Consider the following 17093-nt stretch of genomic DNA (forward strand, 5'->3'; position numbering starts at 1 on the left):
GGCCGTTCAATTGAACTACTACTACACGCACTTATTTTTCGTTACGTTAGATAACCAAAGGAGAGGTTTAGAATGAATGAATGGATCAATGAAAAAGTTCTACCACCCGTTTTAAAATTCGTCAATACTAAAGCGATTACAGCATTAAGAAATGGTATGTTGTATACCATGCCTTTTACGATCGTCGGTTCGATTTTTCTATTATTAGCTAATTTACCGATCGAATCTGTGGCAAAATGGATCACTGATAGTGGTTTAGTTGTTTATTTTAATCAGGCGTATGGTGCCTCTTTTGCTATCATGTCCGTTTTTGCAGTGATCGGGATCGCCTACTCGTATGTAAAAACTGAAGGTTTCGAAGGCTTACCTGCTGGAATGATTTCACTTGTTGTCTTTATTTTATTTATGTCTTCTGAAATGACAGATGCAGATAGCGGTGTGACGATCGGAAACATTATTAACAAAGATTGGACTGCTGGTAAGGGTATGATCACAGCAATTATTGTTGGATTGATTGTTGGTTGGGTTTACAGTTGGTTCTTGCGTCATAATATTCGTATCAAATTACCAGAAGCTGTTCCTGAAAACGTAGCAAACTCATTTACAGCGTTGATTCCTGCTGGTGCTTTGATTACCGGTGCGATGTTTGTGTATATTTTCTTTGACAAAGTCTTTAAAACAACGTTCTTTGATTTCATTTATGATGTTTTACAATCGCCACTTCAAGGGGTGACCGACTCCTTGGGTGGGGCTTTAGTTCTAGGATTCCTAGTTCCTTTATTTTGGTTTTTCGGAGTACACGGTTCAACAATTGTCGGCGGAATCATGGGACCCATCTTACAAGCAAACTCTTTGGAAAATACAGATATCCTAAATTCAGGAAAAGAATTAACAGTGGCAAATGGTGGACATATCGTGACACAACAATTCTTAGATCAATTTTTAACTGTTACAGGAGCTGGTATGACAATGGGATTAGTCGTATTTATGGTTTTTTTTGCAAAATCAGCTCAATTCAAACAACTAGGTCGTCTATCAATTGGGCCTGCTATTTTTAATATCAATGAACCAATCGTTTTCGCTACGCCAATTGTAATGAATCCAATCATGGCATTGCCGTTTATTATTACGCCAGTCGTGTCTTCAGTCATTACTTACTTTGCCTTGTATACCGGTTTAGTGCCATTGTTTACAGCGGTTCAAGTACCTTGGACAACACCTCCAATCATCTCTGGTTTATTAGTTGGTGGTTGGCAAGCAGCTTTACTTCAATTATTTGTCTTAACATTAGGATTCTTTATTTATCTTCCTTTTGCTAGAAAAATGGATGCCATCAACTATGCACAAGAAACAAACCAACCGATTACAGAAGAAGTCTTGGAAGGGATAGAAGCTTAGCTATTTTGTTCTAACATGATTCAAAAAACACTGCATAGCTGACTCCGTTCAACTAATTCCTCCCAACTATGCAGTGTTTTTATACTCAAATGTTTCGATCTTTACGCATTTCATGTGCTAAGGCACTAGTTGTTGAAGGTCGGACATACAATTTTAAAGGAGAAGAGAATATGTCAATTTTAAGAGAGAATTTCCTTTGGGGCGGCGCGGTTGCTGCTCATCAATTAGAAGGTGGTTGGGATCAAGGTGGTAAAGGTGTAAGCGTTGCTGACGTGATGACAGTCGGTGCCCATGGTGTGCCTAGAAGAATCACAGATGGCGTTTTACAAGGAGAAAATTACCCGAATCATGAAGCCATCGATTTTTACCACCATTACAAAGAAGATGTAAAATTATTTGCCGACCTTGGGTTAAATTGTTTCCGGACATCCATTGCCTGGACACGGATTTTTCCGAATGGAGATGAAGCGGAACCAAATGAAGAAGGATTGCAGTTTTACGATGATTTGTTTGATGAATGTTTAACATATGGGATCGAGCCTGTAATCACTTTATCTCATTTTGAAATGCCTTATCATTTAGTTACCGAATATGGCGGCTGGCGTAATCGTAAAATGATCGATTTCTTTGCGAAGTTTGCACGTGTTTGTTTTGAACGTTATAAAGATAAAGTTAGGTATTGGATGACCTTCAATGAAATCAATAATCAAGCGAATTACGCTGAAGACTTTGCGCCTTTTACCAACTCTGGTATTAAGTACCAAGAAGGTGAAGATCGTGAAAAAATCATGTATCAAGCGGCTCACTATGAATTAGTAGCGAGTGCTCAGGCAGTCAAGATCGGTCATGAGATCAATCCTGATTTTCAAATTGGTTGTATGATTGCCATGTGTCCCATTTATCCGTATTCTTGTGATCCAAAAGATATGATGATGTCAGTCAGTGCGATGCAAAAACGATACTGGTTTACAGACGTTCATGTTCGTGGTCATTATCCTAGCTTTATGGAAAACTATTTGGCGCGTAAAGGCTTTGATCTGGATATTACAGAACAAGATTTGACTGATTTAACCCAGGGGTGTGTGGATTATATCGGCTTTAGTTACTATATGTCATTTGCAATTAAAGATCATGAAAAAGGACCTGCTTTTGATTATGATGAGTCGAAAGATTTAGTGAAGAACCCTTATGTAGAAGCCTCTGACTGGGGTTGGCAAATTGATCCGTTAGGCTTGCGTTATGCCATGAACTGGTTTAATGAGCGCTATGAATTGCCGTTGTTTATTGTGGAAAATGGCTTTGGTGCCATTGATGAAATTGAACCAGATGGCACGATCAATGATCAATATCGCATCGATTATTTGAAAGCGCATATTGAGATGATGAAAGAAGCGGTTGAATTTGATGGGATTCCATTGATTGGTTATACACCTTGGGGCTTTATTGATTTGGTTTCTGCAGGAACTGGTGAGATGAAGAAACGATATGGTTTTATCTATGTGGATAAGGATAATGAAGGACAAGGGACGTTGAAGCGTTCTAAGAAAAAATCATTTGACTGGTATCAGCAAGTGATCAAGAGTAATGGTGAAGCGTTGTAAGATTTTTTGATAAAAAAAGTGAGTGGATAAAACAAACAATTTTCGTTTGTTTTATCCACTCACTTTTAGCTAGTTACGCCTTTTTATTATCCATTTAAATACAAGATAAAGACTTACTAAGATAAAACAAACTTCACTGATTTTAATTAGAAGTATCCCCAGATCATAATGAATAGAATACTCTTTTTGAGCTTCTACTTGTTGAGCATAAGTTAGCGTTCCAAAATCTTGTATAGGCATTAAATTCAAGGTTAATATAATACCTATAAGCCATAGAATAAAAATAGTGATATATACATATTTGAATACTTTTTTATTAAACAAAGCTTTTCCCCTCTAAATGTTTTTTAACAACTTTGATTTGTAATACAATTGTTAATCTCCCAAGTTGTTCCTCTGCCTCTTTTATTCGTCTATAGAATCTATAGCCTTATTAAATTTAGAATAAATGAGATTTCCACCAATTTTTACCAAACCCACGTGCTTGCATCATAGGATTGAAGCCTTCCATTGCTAAATAATAATCAACTGCTTGATCAATTTCCACTTCATCTTCTGGTGTGAGTGTGTCTATTGAAAACGATGAGGTGCCGGTCTGATTGTTTTTTGTTTGCCTATCTAGTTGGATTTTTGTGGTTTATCAAAATTTTGGCGCATTATTGGTTGAGACTGGGGAACGATTGAATAAGATAATTTAGGAACTATAACTGAATAGTTCCTGAAAAATGAAAAACAACTTGTGTAGGTTAAATGTTTTACACAAGTTGTTTTTATTCTTAAAAAACCTAAGTTTCGATTTTATAGACTTAAAACGTTCTGCCTTGCTATTTTAATTCCCGATTCAACACTTCATCTTGAATCATCCCACTGGCTTTCATAAACATATACGTCACAACCGGTCCGACAAAGGTGAACCCATGTTTTTTCATATCCTTAGCGACATGTTTAGATAACGGTGTGACATTTAAGACTTCATATGCTTCTTCATACACATTCAACCGAGGAACACCCCCAACAAAATCCCACATATACTCTGCGAAACTACCATATTCGTGTTGCACTGCTAAAATCGCTTGAGCATTCTGAATTGTCGCGTTTATTTTTCTTGGGTTGCGAATCATTTCAGGGTCTTGCATGATTTTTTCCACATCATCCGGCATCATCCCAGCAACTTTTTGAATCTCCATATTATGGAAGTTTCGTAAAAATACGTCTAATTTACCAGCGGCTGCCTTCCAACTTAATCCTGCTTGAAAGGTTCCTACAGTAAGCAAAATAAAAAGTAAACGGTCATCTTGTGTGGGGGTGCCCCATTGATTATGGTACCAATCAAATTTTGACGATTGATTCTTTTTCATCTTTATCTCCTACACTCAATTATTTCTTTTATCATAGCACAAAAGAAACTATCGATACGAATTCGTCAAATTCCACCTAAAAAAGAACGCAAAACAAAACCAAAAGTCAGTTTTGTTTTGCGTTCTACATCCGAATAAATGGCGAGAAAAAAGCAGCTCCCTCTTATTTCTCGGAGCTAAACGCTTTTGTTTCTGCCTGATTTTATTTGTCCTCTTCAAATCTCTGCTCTTACATGCTCAACTAGTAGGCTTTTCATCTTTCTTGTAAGCAATAACTTTAGACTCTTTATTTCCAGTAATTTCTTTTGCTCTTTTCATTGCTTGTTCTTTCGTATAAAACGAGTCGGCTGCTTTTTCAGCTTGTTTTGTCTGAACATGCCATCGATTTTCCTGATAATAAACCAACACATCATTATCCAACAAATCTGTGTTGATTTTTTTACCGCTATGTTTGTCCGTTTTTTCAGGATCAGCCTCTTTCTTAAAAGCAGCTTTTTCAGTATCCGTTGCTTCACCTAACCACCTCTTAGCTTGAGAGATGGCAATCGGAATCGCCTTGTCCTCTGGATAATCTTCACTGACTAATGCATTGGCAATCTCAATGGCTTTCTTTTTTAACACAGGGTCCATATTTTTAAACGAACTCGGATAATCCTTTAAATCCCAAGGCATGGTGACTCATCTCCTTAAATAACGGAATCAATTAAGCAAAGAAACTTCCGCCTGTAATTGAATAGACTTGTCCTGTGACATAACTTGCTTCATTAGAAGCTAAAAATACATAAACAGATGCCAATTCAACAGGTTGCCCAGCTCGTCCAATCGATTCTTGCTGTCCAAATTCAGGGATATTTTCTGGTGGTTGTCCACCACAAATTTGTAACGCTGTCCAAATTGGACCTGGTGCAACAGTATTGACACGAATTCCTGAAGAAGCTAATTGTGCCGATAAGCCTTTACTAAATGAAGTGATGGCACCTTTTGTCGCAGCATAATCTAATAAATTTGCACTTGGTTCAGCACTTTGAATCGAAGTTGTTGTGATAATGCTCCCGCCTTTTGGCAAGTAATCCAAAGCTTCTTGCACTGCCCAATACATTGAGATAATATTTGTCGTATACGTATCCATGATTTGTTGTGTTGATAGGTCTTTGATATGCTCTACAGCCTGCTGCATTCCTGCATTCAAGACTAAAATATCCAACCCACCTAGCTCTTTTGCTGCATCATGAACAAGTTTCCGTGTAAATGTTTCTTCTTTTAAATCACCTGGTAATAAAACCGCTTTGCGTCCTTCTGCTTCAATCAAGGCTTTGACTTCCTTCGCATCTGCTTCTTCAAAAGGTAAGTAATTGATTGCTACATCCGCGCCTTCTCTTGCATACGCAATGGCTGCAGCACGCCCGATTCCAGAGTCTCCCCCTGTGATCAACGCTTTACGTCCTTCTAATTTGCCTGATCCTTTATAAGATGTTTCTCCGCAATCAGGTACAGGAGTCATTTTTTGTTGTAATGCAGGTGCCTCTTGTGATTGTTTTTCAAATTTCCCATCGTAGAATCTTGTTAACGGATTTTCAATTTTTTTTGTCATCTTGATTCCTCCTCTAAATTTGTTGCCAATAAAAGTAACTACCAGCTTACTCTTTAACACTAATACAAAATATAAGTGCTGACAAATCATATGTTTTTATACTTTAAGAAACGTTCCTAAAAGTGGATTTCTTTGGCTGATACGTTAAAACCTCCTATAATTAACTGTATACAACAATTTATTTATAAAAAATAGGTCTTAAGTTGGATGCCAAAAGATTGCAAAAACATTACAATAACATTACATTGAATTAAAAATGCTCGTTACTTTAAGTATTTATCACTATCTAGCGACACGAGCTATCCTGTTACAATTTAAATTTTAGGAGGAAAAGACATGAAAAACAACAAAACAAGATTTGGCTTGATTGCTGTAATCGTCATTGTTTTATTAGGCGTTTTCGGGGTCAGTCAATACAACGGATTAGCGAAGAAAGAACAGTCAGTAGAGTCTCAATGGAGTCAAGTTGAAAACGTGATGCAGCGTAGAGCCGATCTCGTTCCAAACTTAGTCAACAGTGTAAAAGGCAGTATGCAACAAGAACAACAAGTCTTTGGTGATATTGCTAAAGCACGTGAAGCATACGGTTCTGCGAACAATGATTCAGATAAAATAAAAGCTAGCCAAGAGTTAGACCAATCTGTAGGAACGTTGATCAATGTCATCAATGAGAATTATCCTGAACTAAAATCAAATAATAATGTACAAACGTTAATGACCCAATTAGAAGGGACTGAAAATCGTATCTCTGTTGAGCGAAAACGATATAATGACGTTGTAAAAGAATACAACGAGCAAGTGGTTTCTTTCCCTAAAAATATCTTTGCAAATATGATGGGTCTAGGTAAGAAGGATTACTTTAAAGCTGATCCAACAGCAAGTACTGTACCTTCTGTAAATTTTGATAATTCGACTAGCACTTCCCAAAAATAAGTTTCATAAGATATTGCCAAAAATTAGAGGGCACTATCTATTCGTTGATATAAAAATGTTTAGCCAAATGCGGACAATAAAGGAGGTGTTTTTACATGATAGAATTATTTGCTTGGTGGTGGCCATTTAAACCAGGTGGTGGATCTTCTGGTGGAGGTGGCGCAAGTATTTAGAGCTGAAACCATTCATCTGGTAAGCCCAGCCTTATACTCCTCTCAGACAGATTTAATTTCTGCTGAACACAAGGACAGAATAAAAAATGTTACGCATATAAAAAGTTGCACAAAAAACGCTATACACATCTTGATGAAATCTATCAAGATGCGTATAGCGTTTTCTATTATTCAAAATATGCCCACGTGGCTTCAGTTTCTTTCGAAAACGAAATAGTGGTTTGTTCTGATTCTAAGAAGACCCTAAAACTAAAAACACGTTCGCCTTCATTCAAATACAGTTCTATAAAACTATTATCAACAAACACATCAACTGTGATATTATCTGCTAATTCAGCTATTTCACATGTTCGTCTCATGCCATATTCGGTATCAATTTTTTTAGCTAAATGGCCACGATCAATCGTTATTGTCTCTTTTTTTTCATCTAAATTCAATTGCCAAAAGTCATCTTTTGTACCAAAGCAAATAGTCGAATCTTGTTTTTTGTTCAATTCAAATTGAAGATGATAATAGGGGTATTCTAAAAGAAGTTGGTCAGTTCTTATTGTTTGTTTATCGGCAAACTGTTTTTGTACTTCTTCTGTTGGAAAACGTCTTAATTTTCCATCCACTAGTCTCATTTCTTGTGCAGTCGTTAATCCATGTTTCCAGCCTTCAGTGTCAATTGGATACACTTGCTCACCACAGCCAAACCAACCAAACGTTAATGGCAACTGATTCTTTCCATAAAATGACTGAGGGGCATAATAATCAAAGCCAGCATCCAACTCATCCACATGCTCTAATTCAAACGTTCTTTTTTCAACATCCAATTGTCCTACTAAATAAATGGAAGAAAAACGATTTTGGTAACGATACGTTTCTTTCTCATAGCCCATCGGTGATAGAAATAAAACATCTTTTCCATCAATCGTTACAAGGCTCGGACATTCTAACATATAACCTTTATCGATGGGTAAATCAATCGTTCCTTGATACGTCCAATCCACTAAATTAGTACTCTTATACAAAAGCAATTCACCAATGTCGCCAAAACCCGTTTGTTCTCCCTTCACAAAACGACCTCCGCCAAGTAACATATAAAAAGAACCGTTACGCTCAAAAACAAAAGGATCTCTTAATTCTTGACTAAATCCTTTCGGTGCACCATCAAGGATTGGATTCTTCGGATATTTCGTAATAGTCCCTTTTTTATCCATGATCGCCAAAGCTTGCTTCGCTAACTTCCCTGTATCTGTTTTATAGTTCGCTGTATAAAACAAATAGAGTTCGTCATTATATTCGAAAGCATTACCAGAATAGGCACCATTTTTTTCATATTCTTCATCGGGAATAAGAGCAAAACCTTCATCTTTGAATTTAACCAAGTCTTCGGAAGTAGCATGTCCCCAATGTTTCATTCCATGAAAAGAATCAAATGGAAACCATTGATAAAATACTTGATACTTGCCATTAAAGTAGCTCAAACCATTTGGATCATTCATCAAGCCTGTCTTGGGATATAAATGATACTTTGGGAGATAGGCGCTCTCGTTTATTTTTTCTTCTAATTGACTTAAATGTTCTTGCCATTCCGTCGTATAAAATGTATATTTTTCAATTTTTTTACTCATCAATTGCTCTCAGACGTCCCTTCTTTTTATAAGGTACTACCTTTCCCTATTTCTGCTCCTTTTACCCCTTTAACGCGATTCCAAACAATCAAAATAATAATCGGTAAAATAAATGCCATTAAATTTCCGATGATATAAAAGATCAATCTAGGTGGGTATACGATCGTCAAACCTGGTAGACCTGTTAAAGCAAAACTTGTTGCTTTGACATCAAATATTTTCATAAAAGCACCACCGATCCCTGCTGAAAATGAAGCAGCAAGAAATGGAATGATCGAGTCACGTAAATTGACTGCAAAAATTGCTGGTTCTGAAATACCAAATAATGTTGGAACAAAGCTAGACATTGCTGTTTCACGACGCTTAGAATTTTTCTTCGCAAGGAAAAACATGCCTAATGCTGCTCCACCTTGTGCGATGATTGAAACGGACCATAATGGTTGAATGTAGTTGAATCCTGTGGCTACCACTAATTGCGCTTCAATGGCCTGGATCGCGTGTTGCGTGCCCGTTACAACAAGTGGCTGAAGCAGTGCTGCAAAAACAAAGGCACCCACAAATCCTGTTTTGTTATATAGAATATCAATGATCCATCCTAATCCCGTGCCGATTGCATTACCGATTGGACCAAATACTAAGAATAAAGCAAGAGCAGAGAATAAAATCGTAACTGTCGGTACCAAAATAAAACTCAACGCTTGTGGTGTTTTTTTCTTCGCAAATGCTTCTGTTTTTGATAAGAACCATGCCGTTAAAATTGCTGGAAACACGCCGCCTTGGAACCCAACTTGTGGGATGGATAACCCAAATACATGCCAAGAGGATAGGGTATCATAATTGCCCAAGACAAAGTCATTACGATTCATCAAATCTGGTGTAATCATCACAAAACCTAACACTAAACCTAAGATTGGATTTCCACCAAATCGTTTGGTTGCTGAATACATGACTAAGACAGGAAGATAAGCAAATGTTGTCGCAATAACGCCTAGAAAACTAGCTAAATCTTGCGCCCAAAGCCATTCCTCCGCCATTGAGCCGCCTAAAAAGCCAAATTGTGTCGTTAATAGTGACTTCAATCCTAAAATCATCGCCGCCCCAACAAAAGCTGGAATGATTGGAATGAATATATCAGAGAATACTTTAAATGCTTGTTGTAATTTATTCTGTTGCTTCGTTCCAGAGGCTTTTACATCTTGCAATGAAGCTTCCTTTATCCCTGAAACTTCTTGAAATGCAGCAAAAACCTTTTCTACTGTTCCTGTACCAAAAATAATTTGTAATTGTCCACTATTAAAAAATACTCCTTTAACGCCTTCGATATTTTCTAATGTTTCTTTATTATAATTATTACTATCATTCAATACTAAGCGTAAACGCGTAACACAATGAGCAGCATTCGCTATATTTTCTTTTCCCCCGACACCTTCTAATACTTCTTCAGCAATTTTTTTATAATCCAAACTATTCATCTCCTTGATTGTTTTAGAAAAAACCATTTTTGGAACGTTCCATATATAATTATTATAATACTTGGAACGTTCCAAAAAAGCAAGGGCTTTCAAACAAAAAAATTGGATTTATTTTTCATCCAATTTTCTAGTCGTCTTAAATTCTGTAAACTTCACTGGTAATATATGTTTCTTTTGTATAGCTAAGCTATCATCAAATTCCACTAACTCTTTCACACTTAAACGAGCAATCTCACGCACATCCTGAGACATTGTTGAAATAGTCAATGACTGATTAGAAAAGCTTCTAGCACCATCGAAACCAACTAATTGTACATCTTCTGGAATCGACCAAGGTAAATGTGCAAATGTATTAAAAACAAATTCTGCATATCGATCTGTTACAGTAAAAATCCCATCAAAAGGACAATTCTCTGAAAATTTTTCAGTTAGAAATAGATCCAGTCTTTTGGGAAATTCAATTGAGTTTCCTTTATCTAAATAAACTTCATATTCCAATCCATTATGAGTACAATAATCAATAAAACCATTCATTCGTTCAAAAATACCTAAATTATTGGGTAACTCTCTTAAAATTAACAGCAGTCGTTTTGACCCTCGTTTATGCAATTCTTCTGCTGCTTGTCTAGCGCCACCAAAATTGTCACTTGTTATAAATGGAATAGCACTATTAAAATAACGCTCAATTGAAACAATCGGTATGTTTGAAATAAGATAGGGTTCTATATCACTGTAGGAAATAGTCAAAATTCCTTTGACTTTCTGTTCTTGCGCCATTTTTATATAGTCTAACTCTAAATTATAATCATTTTGAGAATTACATAATAACATTTTAAAATTTTGAATTTGCAATTCTAACTGGATATAATAGGCCAATTCAGAAAAAAATGGCGTCCATATCGTTGGTAATATAAATACAATGATGTCACTTTCTTGTTTTTTTAATGATCTAGCCGCTTGATTTGGTATATAATTCAACTCTTCAATTGCTTTTTCTACTCTAGCAGCTAATTCTGGCTTGATTTTTACGTGATTGACATAATTGGATACAGTTCCTCTAGAGACGTTTGCTTTTTTTGCAACATCATTCATATTGACCATTCACCTTCACCTCATTAGATAGTATATCATAATAAAAAATGTGGCATGATTATTTTAAGCTGTTATTCATGTTCATTTATTTAGTTTTTCAGTATCTAACGTTATAACATTTCCTTCATACATCAATCGATTAAAATTAATTCCTCTGCTCACATCATAATTACCATTTTCACGTATATTTTTCTCGATACAGATTTGTCGTCCTATTTCTTAATACATTTCTCTCATTATACGATCTCCTTGAAATTCAAATACAATAACTAAAGAATTTTCTTCTTCTCGTTTTATCATCTATTCGTCCTTTTTGACATACTTGTTAAAAATCGTTATCTGTCTACTATTTATACTATTGAGCTGATTTTTTTTAACTTATTCCAAATTAGTATATAATTTGATTATAAAGTACTTTATCAATTTTCGGGTCATGAACTCATTTGGGAGACATTGCAGGTTCAACTCCTGCTTGACCCTTATCTTTTTTGTTTTAATAACTAACATAACATACATTATTAGACACTTAAAACTATCTTTTTTTATTTACCTTCTTTTCGTACAGATAAGACGTTCTCATTTTGATATTTAAAAATTTTCTAAAATAAATTCTACTAACAATTATTTTGAACATTAAATTCACAAAAAAAGCGCACCTATATTCTGGTTGGTACGCTTGTTTGTGAATTTATTGAGATTATGTTAAGTAAGTATTCAAATAACTATTTTTTATTTTTATACTGATGTACACCTTGACTCATAATCTTTTAGTCCGCTTACTCATTAAACTGTATAAATGTGATTATCTAGTTGAATATCATTATATGTGATCTCAGTTAATGTTGCATCCATGGTTTTGGATGTAATAGCTAATCCTTCCCCAGTTTGGACATAAACGGTTCTATTCGTAACGTCATATCCTGACCAGTAACGTGTATAGTCCGTGATCTTCTCTTCTTTCTTCGCATGTTCTAAGCCACGTGGTATGATTAATGGTCTAAAAATTGCGTACAAGGTATTTATACCTTTTTCTGTATCAAACGTATCCACCATATTTTTATAATAAAAACTGCGTACAAAGCGTGAAGGAGAGGTATAATCACCTGGAATACCAAACAAACCATAACCAGTTCCATTTTCAATAGGTTGCAGTGTTAAATCTTTATCGACTTTTTTTTCAGATACTCCTGTATTTTCAAGCCCAATGTAATTTCTAATGTTCACTGTATGATAATTGTATTCAGGACTATTTGTCATCACGCCGACATAGTCATACATTTTAAAACCGCCCGCAACTACTGGTTCTAAAACAACTCCATCACCTGTTTCATCAATAAACGCATAATGCAATGGAAACTGTAATTTAGCGCCTTGATATTCATAGAATTGATCCGTCAACATGAATTTTGTGTATGTTTCTCGAAGTTCTTTTACACTTTTAAAATTCGTTAATACATACGTGACAAATTCCTCCCCAATCATAGGTGTTTTTCCTTGTGCTTCAATTTCGGCTGTCTTACTTCTCGTTGTTTCCACTAAAACTTGACAATCTCCAGCTAAGCCATGTTCGTTGATACCATCATACAGGATTGTAGTATCCTTCGTAGACACGCCTAAAACAGCATATTTACTTTTCCATGGTTGCAATTGACTCTTAACAGTTACACCTTTAGGTATAGAAACCAACTTTACATCTAGATCAATTCCTATATCTTCACCAAACATTGACATATTCAAATCCATAGTGCGACCAAAGAAAATATCCTTATTCTTTGCTATTAATTTAATATTTGTGCACATTTTCAACAACCTTTCTTTATTAAACATATCCTTAAGCATGGCATTGTAAGTAAAAATCCCTTGTTATGAGAGCCGTTCATTTGATATATGAATCGATTTAGGTTATGCCCCAAAATAGTCTTTGCTGCCTATAATCCCAGTTTATGTTACTTATCTTTAACTGTATACCTTATCTTATAAAAAATCTAGACTTTTGGGATGTCTTCCACGTTATCACAAACGAAGAATTTTTTATACTTTTACTCAGTTGTTTTCAGCCAAATAGAAGAGGTTGGGACAAGCGTTTAAATCCCCTAAACTACCATTAGAGTATTATGCTATAACCGATAACCTTAACAATCCAAGTGATTAAAACGGTATTACTACTCAATTTGAAGGTGGGGAAATATGGTTAAAAGTAAATGTTTAACCATAACAAATCCCTTTGCAAAAAATCAATGTAGAAACCCCGTCTTCAATAATTTATAATAAACGAATATTCCTATCTTTTAAAGTTTTGGTTTATAAATACCTATGTCCAAAGCCATGCTACTCTAGATTTTGCTATCTACTTGATAAGGAGTAATTGAATTAATAACACAGCTTTTTTTATCTTACTTTGATCCATTTTATATTTTTAAAATGATTCAAGTTCATTAAATGGAAACAGTTTCGTGATCACTTTACCAAGTACACGATCCTTAGCCACGAAACCATACTGTCGACTGTCATTCGCATATGGTCGATTATCTCCCAATACAAAGTAATACCCTTCTGGAATAACGACAGTCTTTTGTTCAAAATCTTCTGTATAGTTGCGACCATTTTTTTGGCTCTCATTAATAGCTTCCACCAAAAATTTTTCATCCACCGGCTGTTCATTAATATACAATGTATCGTCTGCATAACGAACCGTCTCTCCTGGGAGGCCAATAATACGGCGAACCTGTGGACCCTTACCACCTACAGTAAAAGCAACCAAATCAAACCGCTTCAAGTCTCCCTGTTTTCGAATTAATACCTTGTCTCCTTCTCGTAAGGTTGGTACCATACTAAATCCTTGTATCGTTAAAATACTCACAACCATTAGAGTCAATCCCACTACCAAAATACTACCACCGGTCAAAGATAAAAACAGTTCTTTAAAAAAAAGAGCTTGACTATTAGAATAATGTTTGTTTTTTGATTCAGTCGGCTGACACATTCGTTGCCTTTGCTTAGTCGATTCCTCTTGCGATAGTCTGTGAGACTTTGTCTTTTTCATTGCTTCTCACTCCACTTATTACTCTTGTGATAAGTTAGATTCGTCGACCTTATAATAGGAGAAGGCTGCTTTTTCATACGTCTGTATTTTTTTTATATCCTCTATAAAACTGTCGACTACTTGTGTATTACCATAGAAATTTTTAGTCTGAGTACTTGCATTCATTCCTATTTGCTTGATTGCATTATAATACCGATTCAGTATCAGTTGACCTTCTTTCGAATTAGTCGTACTCGCCGTTTTTGTTCCATAGCTAGCCATTGCTGTTGCTAGATACCGAATATTTTTTTGTAGCTTTTCCTCACTATCGCCTTTCTCTTTAGCGATGGTTATCTGTTCTTCAAAATCATCTAACAGGTAATAGCCTTTGACAACAGATTCTGAATCGTCCGTTGTCAGGTTCATAGCCTGATAATGTGAAATATACTTAGAAGTACCACCAAATATACCCGTTAGCAACAACGATATTAAACAAAGCAGAAGACTTCGTTTTCTTTTTTTTATAAGCTGTTGACTTTTACTTGCCACTACTCGCTTTTTTTTCTTATTTTTGATTCGTCTGTTTTTTAGCCTCTCAATCTGTTGCTGTGCTCCTAAAATCTGAACCAAAAAATAGGCTGATCCTAGGAGCGCAACGATTGTTAGTGCAATACCTATAACTAAAATCCAATCTATGATAGACACTCATTTCATCCCCTATGCTCCGCTAATTCTTTGGTTTCCTATGCTTTTTACTTGTATTCACTGCTGCTTGATTTTTCGCTTGTTGATGTTCATTCTTGATAGCAACTTCTTTTTCTTGTTGCTTCTTACGACGGAATCGAAGAATGAAAAAGAGCAAAAGAACACACATAAGGAAAACTAGTACAAGTAATAGAATCAATTTCCAGTCTAAACCTTTTTCTTGGATCAAACCGACATCCCGCTCATTGAATTTATTAGCATCTTCAGCCGTAATTTTAAAGGCTTTTTTCCATGCCCATTGTTTTTCTCCAGAGGTAACGAGGATATCTGCATCATAGTCTCCGGGAGCCATTTGCTCACCATTCATACTAACTGGAAAATCAATGAAAGAATTTGGCGCCATCCGCATAGCCGTCTGTTTTCTTTCGTATAGTACTGTTTCTTTTCCTTTTTCAGTGATTTGCACTTCAATTGTCATGTTATCCAAGTATGTAGCCATGACATTGGAAAAGTTGACAAAAATCGCATTACGATAATTGTTTTGCCCAGCTTTTACGCTGTTTAAGGACAGATCGGGATTAACTTGGGTCTCATTTTCTTGTAAAACCATCCCGATAACATAAGCATATTGATTGATGATTTTTGAGCCACCATTATTCTTCGTTGCGTCATTTTGTCCCGCACGCATCAACTGAATGCCCCCAGCGATCAAACCATCGTAGTCAGTTTCTGGCATGTCAACAGTCAGCTCTAGATTTTTTGTTTCTCCTGGCGCCAACTCCACTGATTTTGGTCCTTTCACAAGGTCGGTAAAATCAAATTTTAATGACTGATCATTTTTTATTGTAGATTCTCCATATTCGATCACACCGTTTTGGTTAGTCTTCGCCCCATTCAATTTCACATCGATTGTCACTTTTTCTGTGCTAGGATTGCTTAAAGCAATAGCTAATTGTTGGTGTTGGCCTGGAGCCATTTTTAATTTGTAGTAGCCTAAATCTTTGTCTACCTGATTCTCTGGAAAGGTGATACTGTAGGTAAAACCTGTAGCACCTATGGGGTTCTCTTTTGCGGCATAGCCAGGAACTGTTTGGAAAAAGAAAAAAAGTCCCACAACTAAACTCCAAAAAATTAAAATACGTTGCCATCTAGATACTGTATATGTTTCCATAATCAACCTCATTTATTCTAAGTATTTTTTTATGTAGGTAGACTAACAAGACATAATTGTTAGTCTACAAAAAATAGAAAAATACAGTTTATCCTGCCGGAGTTTCTTCTTCAGCTGGTGCAGCAGTAATTTTCCAAGTGACTGTTGCAGTATAATTTGTTGCTGCCATGTTTGAAGCTGTAGCTGCTGGGACAGTTAATTTCACTGAATTCGCATCAGTACCTGCGACACCCACCGTTGAATCTTTACTTTGACCAAATTCCATTGCATAACGACCTTTACCTTCTTTTTTATCTTTGCTTGCCGTTACGATTGTTTTTGCATCGTTCGCTGTTTCCGTTAGTTGAAAAGCAGTTTGTGCGCTTGATGGTACTGTATTTGTATTGTCGCCTTGTGCAGCCAATAATCCATTACTGAAATCAATCGTCGAACCAGTTAATACATTCGCTCCCGTACTATCTTTGAATTGGCTTGATAATTGAGCGGTCACTGTATAACCGTATGTTCCTCCCGCACGAACATCTGCCCATTGTACGTATGCGCCACGCGTTTTCGTACCACTTTCAAAACTCATTGGTTTCGCAAATCTTGTCACATCACTCGCTGATGTTTTAATTGTTCCAAAGTCTAAATTTGTTGTTTTTTCAATCACTAAGGAACCAGTATCCGGGTTTGTATTTTCCTCTGGAGTATTTGGATCTGGAGTTGGCAATGGTTTATTAGGATTTTCGGGATCGATTGTTTCTTGATCGTCACCACCGGCATTCCCTTCTTCAACTTTTACGGTACCTGTTGAACCTAGTTCTGTTGGAGCCGCAAAGGCAGGAGATGCCGTTCCTACCACCGCTACTCCTAAGATTGCTACTAATGTTGTTGTACAAAGACTTCTTGCTTTCATATTGTTTTTCCTCCTAAAATGTGTGTAATCTATTAAGGCAACTTGGCTAATATCCAAGTTAAC

At 36.0% G+C, this 17093-nt stretch carries 14 protein-coding genes; 3 read left to right on the top strand and 11 right to left on the bottom strand.

What is annotated here, in order from left to right:
* The first annotated feature begins 72 nt into the window (after nt 1-72).
* On the top strand, nt 73-1398 hold the full coding sequence (locus tag BCR22_RS05445; RefSeq protein ID WP_069653972.1) for a PTS sugar transporter subunit IIC: 1326 nt from the start codon (nt 73-75) through the stop codon (nt 1396-1398).
* A gap of 170 nt (nt 1399-1568) precedes the next feature.
* Entirely contained in the window at nt 1569-2999 is a 1431-nt protein-coding gene (locus BCR22_RS05450) for a 6-phospho-beta-glucosidase (RefSeq protein ID WP_069653973.1), read from the top strand.
* A gap of 824 nt (nt 3000-3823) precedes the next feature.
* On the opposite strand, the gene BCR22_RS05460 is transcribed toward BCR22_RS05450, so the two are convergent.
* The 3 genes from BCR22_RS05460 to BCR22_RS05470 all read right to left on the bottom strand — a co-directional run bounded on the left by BCR22_RS05460 (nt 3824) and on the right by BCR22_RS05470 (nt 5948).
* Nucleotides 3824-4357 carry a DNA-3-methyladenine glycosylase I gene (locus BCR22_RS05460; RefSeq protein ID WP_069653975.1) on the bottom strand — a complete coding sequence of 178 codons (534 nt, stop codon included), beginning with the start codon at nt 4355-4357 and terminating at the stop codon, nt 3824-3826.
* Between the two features lie 237 nt (nt 4358-4594).
* Entirely contained in the window at nt 4595-5029 is a 435-nt protein-coding gene (locus tag BCR22_RS05465) for a DUF2188 domain-containing protein (protein ID WP_069653976.1), read from the bottom strand.
* A 31-nt stretch (nt 5030-5060) separates the two neighbouring features.
* Nucleotides 5061-5948, bottom strand: a complete 888-nt coding sequence (locus BCR22_RS05470; protein WP_069653977.1) for an SDR family oxidoreductase — start codon at nt 5946-5948, stop codon at nt 5061-5063.
* A gap of 336 nt (nt 5949-6284) precedes the next feature.
* On the opposite strand from BCR22_RS05470, the gene BCR22_RS05475 reads away from it, so the two are divergent.
* Complete coding sequence (locus tag BCR22_RS05475) at nt 6285-6881, top strand: LemA family protein (RefSeq protein ID WP_069653978.1); 597 nt, start codon at nt 6285-6287, stop codon at nt 6879-6881.
* A 340-nt stretch (nt 6882-7221) separates the two neighbouring features.
* Here BCR22_RS05475 and BCR22_RS05485 read toward each other — a convergent pair whose 3' ends face one another.
* The 8 genes from BCR22_RS05485 to BCR22_RS05520 all read right to left on the bottom strand — a co-directional run bounded on the left by BCR22_RS05485 (nt 7222) and on the right by BCR22_RS05520 (nt 17030).
* Nucleotides 7222-8670 (bottom strand): glycoside hydrolase family 32 protein, encoded by a 1449-nt coding sequence (locus tag BCR22_RS05485; RefSeq protein WP_069653980.1) that lies wholly within the window; start codon nt 8668-8670, stop codon nt 7222-7224.
* 26 nt (nt 8671-8696) lie between these two features.
* Nucleotides 8697-10133, bottom strand: a complete 1437-nt coding sequence (locus BCR22_RS05490; protein WP_069638981.1) for a PTS transporter subunit EIIC — start codon at nt 10131-10133, stop codon at nt 8697-8699.
* Between the two features lie 117 nt (nt 10134-10250).
* Entirely contained in the window at nt 10251-11243 is a 993-nt protein-coding gene (locus BCR22_RS05495; protein WP_069653981.1) for a LacI family DNA-binding transcriptional regulator, read from the bottom strand.
* A gap of 774 nt (nt 11244-12017) precedes the next feature.
* Complete coding sequence (locus BCR22_RS05500) at nt 12018-13034, bottom strand: linear amide C-N hydrolase (protein WP_069653982.1); 1017 nt, start codon at nt 13032-13034, stop codon at nt 12018-12020.
* Nucleotides 13035-13650: 616 nt separating this feature from the next.
* Nucleotides 13651-14277, bottom strand: a complete 627-nt coding sequence (lepB, locus tag BCR22_RS05505; protein ID WP_069653983.1) for a signal peptidase I — start codon at nt 14275-14277, stop codon at nt 13651-13653.
* 18 nt (nt 14278-14295) lie between these two features.
* Entirely contained in the window at nt 14296-14961 is a 666-nt protein-coding gene (locus tag BCR22_RS05510) for a hypothetical protein (RefSeq protein WP_069653984.1), read from the bottom strand.
* 22 nt (nt 14962-14983) lie between these two features.
* Nucleotides 14984-16132, bottom strand: a complete 1149-nt coding sequence (locus BCR22_RS05515; RefSeq protein WP_069653985.1) for a WxLIP family cell surface protein — start codon at nt 16130-16132, stop codon at nt 14984-14986.
* 88 nt (nt 16133-16220) lie between these two features.
* A complete protein-coding gene (locus BCR22_RS05520) occupies nt 16221-17030 on the bottom strand; it encodes a WxL domain-containing protein (RefSeq protein WP_069653986.1) in 810 nt (269 codons plus the stop codon).
* Between the last annotated feature and the right edge of the window lie 63 nt (nt 17031-17093).

The sequence above is a fragment of the Enterococcus plantarum genome, assembly GCF_001730295.1.
GTDB classification, from domain to species: domain Bacteria; phylum Bacillota; class Bacilli; order Lactobacillales; family Enterococcaceae; genus Enterococcus_L; species Enterococcus_L plantarum.

Coding starts and splice junctions, on each gene's coding strand:
- BCR22_RS05445 (WP_069653972.1), top strand. CDS start 73: ATGAATGAATGGATCAATGAAAAAGTTCTACCACCCGTTTTAAAATTC.
- BCR22_RS05450 (WP_069653973.1), top strand. CDS start 1,569: ATGTCAATTTTAAGAGAGAATTTCCTTTGGGGCGGCGCGGTTGCTGCT.
- BCR22_RS05460 (WP_069653975.1), bottom strand. CDS start 4,357: ATGAAAAAGAATCAATCGTCAAAATTTGATTGGTACCATAATCAATGG.
- BCR22_RS05465 (WP_069653976.1), bottom strand. CDS start 5,029: ATGCCTTGGGATTTAAAGGATTATCCGAGTTCGTTTAAAAATATGGAC.
- BCR22_RS05470 (WP_069653977.1), bottom strand. CDS start 5,948: ATGACAAAAAAAATTGAAAATCCGTTAACAAGATTCTACGATGGGAAA.
- BCR22_RS05475 (WP_069653978.1), top strand. CDS start 6,285: ATGAAAAACAACAAAACAAGATTTGGCTTGATTGCTGTAATCGTCATT.
- BCR22_RS05485 (WP_069653980.1), bottom strand. CDS start 8,670: ATGAGTAAAAAAATTGAAAAATATACATTTTATACGACGGAATGGCAA.
- BCR22_RS05495 (WP_069653981.1), bottom strand. CDS start 11,243: ATGGTCAATATGAATGATGTTGCAAAAAAAGCAAACGTCTCTAGAGGA.
- BCR22_RS05500 (WP_069653982.1), bottom strand. CDS start 13,034: ATGTGCACAAATATTAAATTAATAGCAAAGAATAAGGATATTTTCTTT.
- lepB (WP_069653983.1), bottom strand. CDS start 14,277: ATGAAAAAGACAAAGTCTCACAGACTATCGCAAGAGGAATCGACTAAG.
- BCR22_RS05515 (WP_069653985.1), bottom strand. CDS start 16,132: ATGGAAACATATACAGTATCTAGATGGCAACGTATTTTAATTTTTTGG.
- BCR22_RS05520 (WP_069653986.1), bottom strand. CDS start 17,030: ATGAAAGCAAGAAGTCTTTGTACAACAACATTAGTAGCAATCTTAGGA.